Raw genomic sequence first — 14,368 nt, forward strand, 5'->3', positions numbered from 1 at the left:
TCTTCTTCCTTTTTTTATGCGGTATATGAGTGTGCAGGCAAACGTTGTACCTAATATGGTATCCCGTAAGTTTAGAAAGGATAACCTACGGCAAAATGGTATCCCAGACTGTCTTTGAATTTCGGCATGTTGTAATAGCCGCTCTTTCCTGTGTCGTAAGGAGCGTGAAGTCCCACTCCGACATCGAAACGCAATACGAGGAAATCGAGGTCGCAACGAATACCCAATCCTGTGCCTAAAGCCAAGTCCTTGCCGAATCTTGAAATGTCGAAAGTTCCTCCCGGACGATTTACGTCTGCATCCAGAAGCCAAACGTTTCCAGCATCCAGGAATACGGCTCCGGAAAGCATAGAAACGATGGGGAAGCGATACTCAGCGTTCATTTCGATTTTGAAGTCTCCCATCTGGTCGATATAGGAATAGGCCGACGCGCCCGGAATATAGCTACCCGGTCCCACGCCTCGGACGGTGAACGCACGGATACTGTTGGCACCACCTACGCTGAAGAGGTCGTTGTAAGGAGCTGCGGTAGAGTTTCCGTAACTGAATATCACGCCGGTTCCCACTCGCGTGGCGATGCTTGTGCGGGGAGTAAGTCGGAATTCTTCCCTGAACTCGGCCAGGAAACGGATATACTGTGCAAAAGGCACGTTGAAAAGTTTCTTGTCTTTTTGGTTGAACGGTTTGCCGAAAGCAGCGTAAATACCGGAAGTGACGTTTCCGCTTTCTTTCACTTCAAAAATGAAAGTACGCGGATTACGTGCTCTGCGCGGACTGGAGTAAGTGAAAGTGTAGCGCATGGAAGGCACGAACTGGTCGCGCATGCTTACGTAGAGGGCCTGGTTGACGTTCATGATAGAGTCGAAAGTAGCGGTTGTACTCAACAGTTCGTCGTAATCCAAGCGGAACGGGACGAATTCGTGTTTGATGGTAGGACGTGCTTGGTAAGTATAGGCTGCCCGTGCGCTCAAAGACACCATGCCGAAATAGTTGGCCCGGTTCATCCATGTAGCATCCAATACGAACGAGGTGCTCGTTTTGGCGCGTCGGGAGAACTTACGTGCCCCGGGAAATATCAGTCGGGGATAGTCCAATGACAATGAAGTACCGTATTCGTAGGAGTTGATGACGGAACTGCGTCCTTTTACGGTAGAGTTGGTTTGCCATTCGTATGAACCGTGTACTTCGAATTTCAATTTTTCAGCACCCCGGAAAGCATTACGTTTGGACATGCTGAACGAGAGGCCCGGCCCAATCTGCCCGTTGCTTTTAGAGGTCACCTTTGTGGTGAACTCCCCGTCGTAGGGCTTGTCCAGGATACCGGTGATTTCGATGTCGAGCGTATCGTTGAGTGCAGTGGTGTCACGCGGAACGTATTTCAGGTTTACCGTGCTGAACACATTCATTTCGGAGAGTTGTTGTTGTACGAAGCTCATGATGTCCTGTCGGTAGAGCATGCCTTTCCGATAGAACATATTACGCCGGAGGGCACCGAAGCGCAAGGGAATTTTTCCTTTCTTTCCTCCATTATAATATAAGGTGTAGTCGCGAAACCGTAGCGTGTCGGTCAGTTCGTAAGATTCATTGTTGAACAGGTTGACGGTGGTTCGTCCAAGGTAATACCTTTTGTTGGCCGATGCAGGAATGCCGTCGGCCGGCACGACTTGCAGTTGTACGAATCCCGGTCGCTGTATGGTGTCTGCACGGTAGGTAATGTATTCTGGTTTATAGTAGAAATAACCGGAATTACGGAACATGTTATAAATACGTGTTCTTTCGGCATCGAGATTGATTACGCTGAACGGATCACCGCTGAAAAGGGTACGTTGCCGGAACGTTTCCCGTATCAGGCTGTCGCCCACAGCCGGAAAGCGAAGGTAGGCTATGGAGTCCAGGCGAAACAAGTTGCGCGGTCTGACGGTATAGCTGATTTTGGCCTTTTTGGGGTTCTTTTCCGGTAGGATTTCATAATCCACGGTGCCGTTGAAATAACCGTAGTTCCGGAGTGTGTTTTGTGCCACGAGTGCACGGGTCTTCGGGTTGACGGTGCTGATGAAAACCGGAGTACCTGCAAATGTGTCGAACAGCCATTTTGCGAAGCGTGACTTCTTACCCACCAAGGCGTTGTATATCCACAGTCCGGTGGGGAACGGAATACGGTAGGACGAACTTCCGAAAAGAGCGTTGTTGGGGGCGTAAGCCAGTGCCGCATCCACTTCTTCCTTCGCCGTTTCATACGCCTCTTCTTCGATACGTTGCACGGCGGCGATGGAATCCTTTTGCTCCTGTGTCAATTCCTCTTTCCGTTTCAGCACGGACAAATCTCTTTGTGTGAGTAAGTCGTCTACCGCTTTGTAAGCATCGGCAAGAGAGGTAATGACTCCCTCTTCCTCCTTTTGTTTGGCCTTTTTCTTGGCTTTCTTTTTCGATTTTTGGCCATAGTCTATTTCCTTGATACCGGTGTACAGAACCTCTTCTTCGGGAAGGTTCTTGGTCGTTGAGCAACCTGCGGCCAAACCGCAGCATAGGATAATGCCACAATATATCTTCAGTCTTGCCTTCATCATTTTTTCTCTTTTTCGTGTTGAGGTTCATTCTTTTTTCTGTTCTTGAAGATGAACAGTTCCCCTAAACGTGTCATTTTGCGTCTTAGTACGAGACCGGCTCCCATTTCGGTGATTTCGCCTTCCAACAAAGATTCATAACTCTTGTCATAGAATAGGGTGACATAACGAGTGGCACTCTTGTCCAAGCGGTATTCTAACGATACATTGTCTATTAATGACTGGCCGGTATTTTCCACATTCTCGCCCGTAGACACTTTGCCGCCCACGATGATGCTCACGCGGTTGCCCCAGAAGCGTTTGGCAAAGCGGAATGAATAATCCGTGCGTTCCGTCCCCTCGGCCGTAGTTTCTTGGTCTACGCCGAGGCTCAAGTCTATGGTTTCAAGAGCCTTGCCTGCAATGTTGGTGATTTCGCTTTGCAACAGGGCATTCAGGGCATTGGTCGTGGAGAACCCTCCGCTTTCATTATCCCCCAACAAGTACATGCCGGTGGCCAACATGGTGACGGCCACTTTCCCGCGCTCCTCTATCGACATGGCTGCGAGTTGGTTCTGCACGGTCATGTCTTCGGGGGCGGCGATGGTGAATTCCAAGCCCATGTTTTCCAACGTACGCGTGATGGACAGCCCCACTTCGAAGGAAACGGTGCGTGGGGTATCGTTTTCCGTTACGGTGGCACGCATACGTTCGGATGCTGAGATGTTCAAAGTAGGATTCAGGATAGGTCCGTTGAAATCCACATAACTGCCCGAGGCGATGGTGAATGTCTTCAAAGGGATAACCGGAAGTGAGTATTTCATTTCTCCGTTCAGCACCGTATAACGTCCGGTGAGCGTCAGTTCTCCCTGCGGAGTATAGTTCATGGTCAGCTCGCCGCCACCTTCCAGGTCCACGTATTTGGAGCGGTCGGCACTTAGCAGGCAGTGTACCTGTGTACCCTGGTCTATGCTGATTTGCATCATCACGTTCATGTTCATGGGCTGTACTTCTTCCTGGGTTGCCACGGTCGTAGTATCGCTGAAGTCCACGAACGTGACCAGACCGCTCAATCGGTCTTCCGATGAAAGCGGCGTGTCTTTCAGTACGTATGTCACATCGGTGCTTCCCAATACCCCCAAGCGTCCGTTGATGTTGATATTGTTCAGATTCCCGGCCATCCGTGCATTGACATCCACGTATACTTTTCCGTAGGCTGATGCCTGTTGGGTACGTTTGGCGTTGATAAGTTCGAAGTTGGATGCATTCATTTTCAGGTCGAGCAAGATATTATCGAAGTTGGCGAAATCCACTGTTCCGTCGAACACGAGCGGGTTCTTTCCTGTGGAATATACGTTCAGCTTGTCTAAATTCAGGTGGCTTTGCCTTACTTTGATGGTGTCATCCTCCAGACGCAGGTTCAAACTATATTCGGACGACGTTATTTTCATGGCTTTGGTGGCCAACCATCCTTCTACGACGGGACGGTCGGTCGGGCCGCTCACCTTCATGCAGCCGTCGGCCATTCCGCCTAACGCTGCCATTTGGGCCGGGACAAAACCGTTGGCCAACGACAGCGGGAACTCAGCCAAGTCCAAGTCCGCCTCTATCGTTCCGCTTTTGCCGTTGTCCTTGTAAGCTCCTGAAAGCGTAAGTACTTCTGTTTCATTGTGCGAGATACGTGCATCTACGAAATGTGTCCCGTCGTTGTTAGGCAGATAAACCAGTCCCAGTCCGATGTTTCCCAAAGGGGCTTCTTCGTATGCCATGTTTTCGACTGAAACGTCTGCTACGACGGACAGGTTTTCCTTCGTTTGTATCAAGTGGGCATCGGTTTGCATTAATCCGGAGATACGGGGTGCGTATGGAATGACGGCAGTCAGTTCCTTTAGGTTCACATGGTTCAGGTTGACAGACAGGTCTTGCAAGGCTTCCGGATTGGGCGTCGAGTAAACCCTGGCTCCCGTGCCGTCGTCGGCAAGCATATTCACATCCGCTTCCACCCGTCTGTCATTTCCCAGGAATATGTAGTTATCCTCGTTGATATCGAATTTTCGATAGGCGATAATCGGATGAATTTGTGAGAACACGACCTTTATGCCATTGTCTTGCACGTCGGCTCTCAGTCCCAGATCCACTCCTTTTTTACGCTTGTCATCCAGATAAATCAGATTGATTCCCGCTCCGGTGGAGTGCAGATAAGCATTCAGCCGGGACTCGAATACGAATTGTTTGTTCTTAGGGCCGTTTCGTACCCGTCCATCCATTTTTACGCCGGTCGTATCCTGAAAGATGTGCATCTGTATCGTATCCAGTAAGATGCCTCCTGCATTCATCGTGTAAATATGGCCGCCTCCGTTCAGGCCGATTTCAGGGTCGGCGTTCAGGTTTAGCTTCAATTCGTTGAGAGAATATCCCATGGCCGTCAGATAGTTGGCTACGGGATTGTTTTTCCCCGATTCCATATTGAGTGTCATGCGTGGCAGGAAAATTTTGAGTGAATCCTGGTTCAGGTGCCGGCGTTGCATTTGTTGGTCGGCCACGGCCATGAATTCTTCACCTTTCTGCATCAGGGTTTCGTATCCGTCGCGTCCGTCAAGATGCAGTTTGAAGTCGCCGGCCGAAATGTCGGCATACGTGGTGTCCGGAAGAGCCAGCACATTCATGGCCAAATCTTTGGGGCGGAATACCGAATCTAGCATCATGAGGGATATGTCCGATATGGTTCCGTGTACCGTATGGGCGTTTTTTAGGTTCGTACTGCCGTCCATGTGCAGGCACATACCCGCCTTGAACGGTTTGTCGGTCAGGCGCAGGGCATACAGGTCGATGCTGCGCATATCCATACTGAAAGTCAGGTCGGTATTATGTCGGCTTAGCAGCGCGTCGATTCTGGAGCGCATATCCAATAGCGGGTTATGGCTGTCGAGCGCGACGTGACCGTTGCCTTTTTGCAATCCGGCATCCAGTTTGATGTCACTGAGATGCAGTTGTCCGTATTGCAGGCTTTCCAATGTCATGTCGGCCTGCATCCGGGTATGTCGGCTGAATAAATCCGTTCCGACGCCCTTGGCAGATGCCGTGAGGGACAGGCCGTACAGGGAATCTTTGGGTAAGAAATGACGGAGTTGCAGGTCCTTTATGGCCAGTTTCGCCTGGTAGGCCCGTGCTGCGTCGAATCCTCCTTTTACTTGCACGCTTCCTTTTCCTTCCCTTAAACGGAGGTCGGCGGTGTATTTTTGTCCGTCCAACCCCACATTTCCGTCCAGTCGCATCGGGGGCAGGGCTATGTCTTCCAGAGCCTCTTCTCCGGCCAATGCCCTCGCAAAATCGAGATTGCGTGTACGCAGGGCCAGATTCACGTGACCCGACCTTCGTACGGAGTCTGTCAGCCGGAACATCTTTCCGTCGGCTTTCAGCTCGAAAGCGCCGGCCAACCGTGCTTCTGCGGTCGTGAGGTTCAGCGTATCCAGATTCCCGTCGGCCGATAACCGTAAGATGATGGGGGAGTTGGGATAAGCCTTGACAAAGGCAGGGGGCAATCCTCCGGCAAACAATAATACGTCCTGTTTGCCCAGTTCTCCCATAAGCCGGGCGGACATTTTCCCTTGGGGCTGTTCGGCTACGGAGGCAAGGTCCATGTCAGCCTGTGTCCTGATGTAAGAATCCGGGGTGCGGAGTACCAGTCCGGATACATGCAGGGAAGTAGAATCCATATTGAAGTGCCCTGTCAGCGAACGGATTTCCAGACCGCTTTTTTCTTTCATGTGCGTTTCGCGTAACGCCAATGAAAGTCCTAAGGTATTTCCGTCGAATGTGATACTGTCGATGCCCAAACCAATGTCCCCGAGTGCAATATGGTTGACATCCAGGCCTTCTGCGGTTTTCTCGTATGGCAGGTCGTAGAATAGCGAATCGGCCTGCAAGTCGAAAGTTTCCACTGTGTACAGGGCTTGTCCTAAGTCTATGAGACCGTTCCGCAGGGTCGCCGCAAGGATTCCGCCCGAAACGGTCATGCTGTCGTCCGGCATGCTGAACCGTACCCGGGTGCGTGTCAGGTCCACTTGCCCGAGGGCGATTTTCCAGTTCACTGGCGAACTGGCGGCCGTGTCTTCCGTCGTGGAATCCGTCAGGGCGATGGCCACGTCGGCATCCGAAAGCAGGGCCGTATTCACCGTCACCATTTCCTGTGGGATTTCTATACCATGGGAGTTTATAAAGAAGCGTCCTATGCTACCCTTGATTTCCACCCCGGCAATCATGGATTTGGTGTTGACTGCGGCACGGGTCAGTTCGATGCCTTCCACGTCAATTTCCCCGTGGAGCAGGGATGCGAAACTCAAATCCACGTTCAGGCGTTCTACGTCCAACAGGCTGTCGTCCTGCCCGTCTTTTATCTGTACGTCCTGCAAGTCGATATTGAAAAGGAAGGTCAACCGCAACCGGCCCACATGCACTTTCATGCCAGTGGTCTCGGACAGATAGGCCGTAGCCTTGCGTACGGCAAAATCTTGTATGGGAGGAAGATAAAGCAGTGTAGCCGATATGAAGAATAGTATGATGGGGGTGAGTAAAATGCCGATTACCCATTTCAGGATTCTTTTTTTCATAATCTCAGTTATAGTGTACTACAAAGGAACGGCTTTTTTTTGAATTCGGGAATATTTTTTCACTAAAATAAAACAAAAACTCCCCATATTCATTATTTTTGCAGGATAATAATCGTCATCCGTCGGTTGCATGAAATTGAAAAGTATGATTTATATCGCGTGCTGCATGACTGTAATGTCTTGCGGTCCGCAAAAGAAGAAAGCAATGGAAGAGACTGAAGTACTGATAGAAACCTCTATGGGCGACATGAAAGTGAAGTTGTATAACGATACGCCCAAGCATCGTGATAATTTCATCAAGTTAGCCCGGGCAGGGGCGTACGACAATATTTTGTTTCATCGTGTCGTACGAGGCTTTATGGTGCAGACCGGAGACCCGGCTCTCAAACCCGGGGGAATGAAACCGGCCGTGGATACTGCGGCCTACCGTTATACGATTCCGGCGGAGATCCGTTATCCGCACCATTTTCATAAGAAAGGCGCATTGGCGGCAGCCCGTATGGGGGATGACGTGAATCCCGAAAAGGCCTCCAGCGGTACACAGTTCTATATCGTGACGGGGAAGGCCTATACGCCAAGTTCGTTGATGGAGCTTTATTCTGCCATTTACCAAAGCCGGGTGGATACGCTTTACGAGGAACTTTCGCGAGGGCATCTCAAAGAAATGTACCTGATGCGCCGTCGTGGCGAAACCGAAAAACTGGAAAGTCTGAAAGACTCTTTGTTGCATGAGGCGGAAGCAAAGGTAGCTGCCCATCCGCCTGTGCCGTTTAACGAGGCGCAGAAACAGGCCTATACCACAGTAGGCGGTGCGCCCCATTTGGATGGAGAATACACCGTGTTCGGCGAGGTGGTGGAAGGGCTGCAAGTGGCTGAGGCCATAGAAAAAGTGCGTACGGCAAAAGAGCGTCCTTTGCAGGAGGTCGTGGTACGCAAGGTGACGGTATTGGAATAACCGTCAACCGTATTTCACGTACCCTAAACGCGTATATTTTACGCCCCGGCTCTCGTAATGCCCCATGACGCGGGCGGAGAGCGTGATGTCCATGCCGGGTGAAAACTGGCGGCTGAAGCAGCTCAAAGCTTTGGGCGTCTGGCTTTTTCCGGCCGCTTTTTCGGTGAAGATATAACGGTTTCCTTGGCTGTCTGCGGCCAAAATGCGTTGGTCGATATAAAAGTCTGGCTTGTAAGTGTCCACTTGCTGCTTGACGAATAGGATTTTCAAGCGGAGGGCTTCCAGTTTTTCTCCTATCTCCCCGACGTAACGGCTGGGCGAACGGTAGGCAGGCCGTCGTGGGGGACTGAGTTCCGCGTGTACCACGGCGAAACATTGTGCGGTTTCTTTCAGTTTCAGGAGCTTTTTCTTTTCCGGCTCGAAGCGGTTGGCCATCCACAGGACGTAGTTCGGGTCGATGTAGTAGACTTCCGCGATGCGTTTGCCCCGGTATTTTCCGAAGGGCAGCGTGTCGTAAGTCTGTTCGTAATAAGGAATGAAAAAAGTATTGTCCATCCACTTCAGAGTTACCTTGCAGTACTTCAGCAAGTCCATGGCTTTGCCTGCGGCCATGACGAATGTATCAGCCAACGTACGGATGAAGAGGGGAGGGCGTTCGTCTGCGAATATGCGCCACAAGGCATAATACCGCCGGTAAGGTGTGGCGATGCTGATGGCATAAAAACCGATTTCGGATGTCCGTCCGGAATTGAACGCTGCGACGGTAGCCGTGACGCGTGCCATGTCCGTTTCCGGAACCGGTTCGTAGAATCGTATGCTGTTCTTGGTTGCTCCTTTCTACGGCATGTATCACCGTATGCAAATATACAAAAAAAAGAAATCGTTTCCAAGTAATTTTGCAGGGAATAGAGGGCAAAAGGTTGTCATTTTGTTGCTTTTTGCATCCCATTTTGGTGATGGAAAACCGCTTTCAGTCCTTTTTAGGGTTTTTGTTTTGAATAAATATCCGTGTACGGAGTCGGTTATGCAACGATATTCCGTATATATGCAATTCATCATGAGGAAGAAAATTTTTCGTTTGCAGGCGAATGAAAAATCATTTGCCGCAGAACGGTTTCACAGGATGGATAAAAACGGGGACGAATGCCTGGGAAAGGGTGGAAAGACAGGAGGAAAAGTCCGTTTTTTCCTCTATTTGGAGACCGGAAAGTGTCGTCATCCGTGTGTCGTTTTGCCATGATAATCCTGTGTAAGCTGACGGGTTTCCATGGGGATGCGGACGGTTGGGCATGCCAGATGTCCGAATGAAAGCCGGATCGGATACAGGCTGACTTTTTGTTTATGGGTAAACACGCGAGAATGGCGTATTTGCACCGATTGTTCAGTTGGGCTGCAAATACGACATTCTCGTATGCTTGGATTTGACTTTTTGACAGAATGTCAAATTCAGGAAGGAGGGAGCCGGATCCGCTTTCTACCGCTTGCCCTCTTGAGGATGGTTGAGGGTTTGTTGCCGTTGCACCAGTACCTCGGCACATTGGAGCATGGCAAAACCGTATTGCTTCATGTCGCGGAAAACCGGGTCGTCCTCGGCAGCCTGTACAGTCATACCCTCCGTGCGGTATCGGATTTCCTGTTGCGTGTCCGGAAAATAAAGGAACAGGCGTGACGAGTCCCTCACGCCGATGAGGTTGTCGGCTGTGAAATACATATAAGGACGCTTCTCTTTCAGCAAATCCACACCGAAATCGTTTTGCACGTAACCGATACCTAACAGGCTCAAAAGGGTCGGGGCCAAATCCACCTGCCCGCCGTAAGCGTCCACGATACGCGGAGCTATGTCCCGCCCGTAAATCATGAGCGGGATGTGGTTATACGATTGCGGGCTTTCGCATTCGGGCGTGCCCACCAGTTTGCCGTGGTCGCCCAAGAGGACGAACAGCGTGTTGTCCGCCCAAGGACGTTTGAGGGCTTCCGTCATGAAGTTCCGGATGGACCAGTCGGCATATTCCACGATTTGTTCTTCCGTCGTCCGGCTGCGCGGATGGAAGTAGGGCGGGATGATGTAAGGCGGATGGTTGCTGATAGTGAGCAGGACGCTGAAAAACGGTTGTCCGCTTTGGGCTTGCCGGTCGAGCACGGGCAGGGCGTATTGGAATAGGAAGTCGTCTTGTACGCCGAATCCGTTGACCACCTTGTCCGCCGGGTAGTTTTCCTGCGAATAAATGTCGTCGAAACCGTTGGTACGGAAAAAGGCGTTCATGTTGTCGTATTGCGATTCGTGCGTCATGAAGAACATGTTATGGTAACCATTTTCTTTCAGTACGGTGGGCAGGCCGGAGTAGACCGGAATGACGGAGCCTTTCATGGCGTTGCGCTTCATCATGGCCGGGAACGAATAGAGCGAGGAATACATGCCATGGTTGGTGTGGATGCCGGATGAATAGAAATGGCTGAAGCTGAGCGATTGTTGCCACAGACTGTCGAGGAAGGGCGTAAGGCTGGTTTCGTGACCGAAAGTTTGCATCAGGTGAGCCGACATGGACTCCATGAGGATGACGACCACGTTGCGGCGTGTCGGCAGGCTGTCGACTTCCACGCGGCGTGCGATGGGCGATATGCCGTCCATGCCCTTCCGTCCGAGGAGGGTTTGCACGCGGGCTATGGCTTCGTCTTCCGCCATGAGGTGCAGGAGGCGGTTTTCCTTCCGGTTGTCGTCGATGGCACTGGTCATCAGGTTGAATACCGGGTTAATCCCTAATTGGTTCAGGAAGGCATCATTGCAGTAATACGCCTGGCTTACTTTTATGGGGTTATAACCCCGCCGTCCGCGGATGCCGAAAAAGCACAAGCCTATAAGGGCGGCTCCGGCCACAAACGTAAGGGCGGCGGCTTTCCATCTGTTTGCCGGGGGCGCGGCGTTCCGGCTTAAAAGGAAGAACGCGCGTGACAACCGGAGGGTGATGCAGGCAAAAGCCGCGATGGCTGCCAGTCCCAAAGCGATGGGAAGGTAATAGGACGTTTCGCCGAATACCATTCCCGCTGTGGTGCCTGCGTAGTCGAACCAGTTGAATATGGAGGAATTGATGGGCTTGAAGAAGTAGGCGAAATAAGGGATATTGGCTGCGGAAATGATGAAACACAGCGAATAGAAAAAGATGAAGAAGAACGCAGAGGAGCGGTAAAGCCAACGGGCGGTGTAGCCGAACCATCCGGCTATCCAGAATACCGCCAACGGCAGCAGCAGGATGTAACAGGCGATGACGTTGTCGAACCAGAGACCGCGCAGGAACGCCACGCTTTGCAAGGCATAGTCTTCCGATATCTCTTTCGGGAAATCATAGTCTGTGGCGATAAAAAGCGCGACACGGAGTCCGAAGAAGAACAGCAATGCTACGAGATGTACACTTAAAAGGTAACCTATCGAGCGGATGAAACGCCCGGCAAAAAGTCTTTTCATCATGATGACGAGGATGTTAATTTTCTGTAATTGGTCGCGAATTTAGGAAAAAAGATTGTATTTATATAAAATCAGCCGCTACTTTTTTCTTTTTAAAAGTTGAAAAATGCTTTTTGCCTTGGCAGAAAAGAATTATCTTTGCGTCCGTTATTATAAATAAGTTTGGGAGCGCGTGCGAGGAACGCGAAAAACACTTCAACTATGGACAAGAAAAAGATAATCATCATTGCTTCGGTCGTAGTCTTGCTCCTTTGTGCGGGATTAGGCTACATGGTCTATTCTTATATGCAGGAGAGTGCAGAGAAAGAGGAAATGCTGAAACTGGCGGAAATGGACAAAAGGGAGATGGAAAACGAATATGCCCGCTTTGCCCAGCAGTACAGCGAAATGAAAACGCAAATCAACAATGATTCGCTGATAGCCCAGTTGGATAAGGAGCAGCAACGGACGGAAGAGTTGTTGGCTGAATTGAAGCAAGTGAAAGCCACTGATGCGGCCGAAATCATGCGTCTGAAAAAAGAATTGGCCACGTTGCGCAGCATCTTGAGAAGCTATGTGCATGAAATAGATTCGTTGAACCGAGTAAACGAGCAGCTTCGTAGCGAGAACCAACAGGTGAAAGCCCAGTACACCCAGGCTACGCAGACTATCACGAACCTGTCTACGGAAAAGGAAACGCTGAGCGAGAAAGTGGCCATCGCTTCCCAACTGGATGCCACGGGCATTTCTATGGTCGGACAGAACAAGCGTGGGAAGAAGGCCCGTAAAGTCAAGGATGTGAAGAAGTTTGTCGTCAGCTTTGTCATTGCGAGGAACATTACGGCACAAGCCGGAAACCGGAGTATTTATGTGCGCATCACCAAACCGAACAACGAAGTGCTGACGAACGGAGGAACGTTTGTCTATGAGAACCGGAACTTGGAGTATTCTGCTAAAAAGGATATCGAATATAACGGAGAAGCTACGTCGGTGACGGTATATTGGGATGTCAATGAGTTTTTGAGCAAGGGTACTTATCGCGTGTCGGTTTTTGCCGATGGGCATAATATCGGAAACGCAAGCTTCAACTATGAGAAGTAGAAATGTTGAGGAATGTGCAATATGTACGAAAATAGGTTAAATCATGAGGATTTGACCTATTTTTGTTATACTTTTGCATCGTTGCCTATGCAATTTTCAGGTGACGATCAAGCGGAATATTAAAAACAGACAAGATGAAAAGACTTTTCGGCTTTTTGATTCTCGCGGCTTTTTTCAGCATGTTACACGCGCAGCGTGTGCTCAGCCTGGATAGTTGCCGGAATATGGCCATTGCAAACAACAAGAGCCTGCTGATAGCCAAAGAAAGGATGCGGAAGGCACATTATGACCGGAAAGCGGCATTTACCAACTTCCTTCCGGATTTCTCGGCCACGGGAACGTACATGTATTTCAGTGATGAAATTTCATTGTTGAACGACGGGCAGAAATCGGCTCTGAACCACATGGGAACCTCGTTGCAGCAAGGGTTGACACAGGCGGCTACTCCTATCATCCAGCATATCGCACAGACGAATCCCCAGTTGGCGGCTTCTTTGCAGCAGGCCATACAGAGCGGAAAACTGGACGGCATGTCCACGGCTTTAAACCAGTTGGGCAATGAACTGACGGATGCCTTGCGGACGGATACCCGTAACATGTGGGCCGGAGCTGTGACACTGATGCAACCTTTGTATATGGGGGGTAAAATCAGGGCTTACCACCGTATCACGAAGTTTTCCGAAGCATTGGCGCGTACGCAGCATGATGCCCAGTTGCAGGATTTGATTCTCAACACGGATGATGCCTATTGGACAGTCGTGTCTTTGAGCTATAAGAAAAAGATGGCGGAGAGCTTCTTGGACTTGGTAAACCGTCTGGACGGCGATGTGGAGAAGATGATACGGGAAGGAGTGGCTACCAAGGCGGACGGATTGACGGTAAAGGTGAAAGTAAACGAAGCTGAAATGCTATTGACTAAGGTTGACAATGGTTTGGCTTTGTCTAAAATGGTGCTTTGTCAGTTGTGCGGTATGGATTTGGACACGAAGTTCACGTTGACGGATGAAAATCGCGAGTTAGCGAGCGCAGAGACAAGCTCGCTTGCCTCTGCCGATCGTGAGCGATTTATGCAAAGCCGGACGGATTTGCAAGTGTCGGAGACGGTACCCGAGGATGCCGTACAGCGGGCGTGGACTAATCGTCCGGAATTGAAAAGTTTGGATTGGGCTCATAAGATATACGAAGACAAAGTACGGGTGGTTCGTTCGGAAATGCTGCCTTCGTTGGCTTTGACCGGTGGATATTTGGTTTCCAATCCTTCATTGTTGAACGGTTTCGAGAATAAGTTCCGTGGGATGTGGAACGTGGGCATCATGCTTTCCGTGCCTATTTTTCATTGGAATGAGGGTATATATAAGGTAAAGGCTGCTAAAAGTGAAGTCAATATCGCCCGTTTGCAGCAGACCGAAGCGCAGGAAAAGATAGAATTACAGGTCAATCAGAGCCTGTTTAAGAATACGGAAGCACAAAAGAGACTGGCTTTGTCGGAGAAGAACATGGAAAAAGCGGAAGAGAATCTCCGTTATGCCGATAAGGGATTCAAGGAAGGAGTGATTCCTGTGACGAATGTCATGGAGGCCCAAACGGCCTGGCTTTCCGCCCAGTCGGATAGGATTGACGCACAGATAGATTTGAAGTTGGCACAGACTTACCTGCAAAAGGCCATGGGTACGTTAGGCCCGGGATTATAATGAGAATGAAACCTTGACGATAATAAAAT

The 14,368-nt window shown here is 50.3% G+C and carries 7 protein-coding genes; 3 read left to right on the forward strand and 4 right to left on the reverse strand.

Annotated elements, in window-relative coordinates:
* Window positions 1–71 precede the first annotated feature (71 nt).
* Both tamL and E0E47_RS15580 read right to left on the reverse strand, forming a co-directional pair.
* On the reverse strand, window positions 72–2,567 hold the full coding sequence (gene tamL / locus E0E47_RS15575) for a translocation and assembly module lipoprotein TamL (protein WP_130894105.1): 2,496 nt from the start codon (window positions 2,565–2,567) through the stop codon (window positions 72–74).
* Entirely contained in the window at window positions 2,564–7,153 is a 4,590-nt protein-coding gene (locus E0E47_RS15580; RefSeq protein ID WP_130894106.1) for a translocation/assembly module TamB domain-containing protein, read from the reverse strand. Before E0E47_RS15580 ends, tamL begins: the two co-directional genes overlap by 4 nt.
* A gap of 130 nt (window positions 7,154–7,283) precedes the next feature.
* Between E0E47_RS15580 and E0E47_RS15585 the strand changes: the two genes are divergently transcribed.
* Window positions 7,284–8,108, forward strand: a complete 825-nt coding sequence (locus tag E0E47_RS15585; RefSeq protein ID WP_008624270.1) for a peptidylprolyl isomerase — start codon at window positions 7,284–7,286, stop codon at window positions 8,106–8,108.
* A 3-nt stretch (window positions 8,109–8,111) separates the two neighbouring features.
* Here the strand turns inward: E0E47_RS15585 and E0E47_RS15590 are convergent, their stop codons facing one another.
* Both E0E47_RS15590 and E0E47_RS15600 read right to left on the reverse strand, forming a co-directional pair.
* The gene (locus tag E0E47_RS15590; protein WP_130894107.1) at window positions 8,112–8,891 is read right to left on the reverse strand and encodes an exodeoxyribonuclease X C-terminal domain-containing protein; all 780 of its coding nucleotides are present in this window, start codon (window positions 8,889–8,891) and stop codon (window positions 8,112–8,114) included.
* A gap of 691 nt (window positions 8,892–9,582) precedes the next feature.
* Window positions 9,583–11,571, reverse strand: coding sequence for an LTA synthase family protein (locus tag E0E47_RS15600; RefSeq protein WP_130894108.1), 1,989 nt, complete (start codon window positions 11,569–11,571; stop codon window positions 9,583–9,585).
* A 198-nt stretch (window positions 11,572–11,769) separates the two neighbouring features.
* Here E0E47_RS15600 and E0E47_RS15605 point away from each other — a divergent pair, with 198 nt between their 5' ends.
* The gene (locus tag E0E47_RS15605) at window positions 11,770–12,648 is read left to right on the forward strand and encodes a hypothetical protein (RefSeq protein ID WP_008618495.1); all 879 of its coding nucleotides are present in this window, start codon (window positions 11,770–11,772) and stop codon (window positions 12,646–12,648) included.
* A gap of 134 nt (window positions 12,649–12,782) precedes the next feature.
* The gene (locus E0E47_RS15610) at window positions 12,783–14,339 is read left to right on the forward strand and encodes a TolC family protein (RefSeq protein ID WP_130894109.1); all 1,557 of its coding nucleotides are present in this window, start codon (window positions 12,783–12,785) and stop codon (window positions 14,337–14,339) included.
* Window positions 14,340–14,368: the final 29 nt, after the last annotated feature.

This window comes from Paraprevotella xylaniphila YIT 11841 (genome assembly GCF_900683745.1).
Taxonomy (GTDB): Bacteria; Bacteroidota; Bacteroidia; order Bacteroidales; family Bacteroidaceae; genus Paraprevotella; species Paraprevotella xylaniphila.

Excerpts from the sequence above, each read along its gene's own strand:
- tamL (WP_130894105.1), bottom strand. The coding sequence starts at position 2,567 with ATGATGAAGGCAAGACTGAAGATATATTGTGGCATTATCCTATGCTGC.
- E0E47_RS15580 (WP_130894106.1), bottom strand. The coding sequence starts at position 7,153 with ATGAAAAAAAGAATCCTGAAATGGGTAATCGGCATTTTACTCACCCCC.
- E0E47_RS15585 (WP_008624270.1), top strand. The coding sequence starts at position 7,284 with ATGAAATTGAAAAGTATGATTTATATCGCGTGCTGCATGACTGTAATG.
- E0E47_RS15590 (WP_130894107.1), bottom strand. The coding sequence starts at position 8,891 with ATGGCACGCGTCACGGCTACCGTCGCAGCGTTCAATTCCGGACGGACA.
- E0E47_RS15600 (WP_130894108.1), bottom strand. The coding sequence starts at position 11,571 with ATGATGAAAAGACTTTTTGCCGGGCGTTTCATCCGCTCGATAGGTTAC.
- E0E47_RS15605 (WP_008618495.1), top strand. The coding sequence starts at position 11,770 with ATGGACAAGAAAAAGATAATCATCATTGCTTCGGTCGTAGTCTTGCTC.
- E0E47_RS15610 (WP_130894109.1), top strand. The coding sequence starts at position 12,783 with ATGAAAAGACTTTTCGGCTTTTTGATTCTCGCGGCTTTTTTCAGCATG.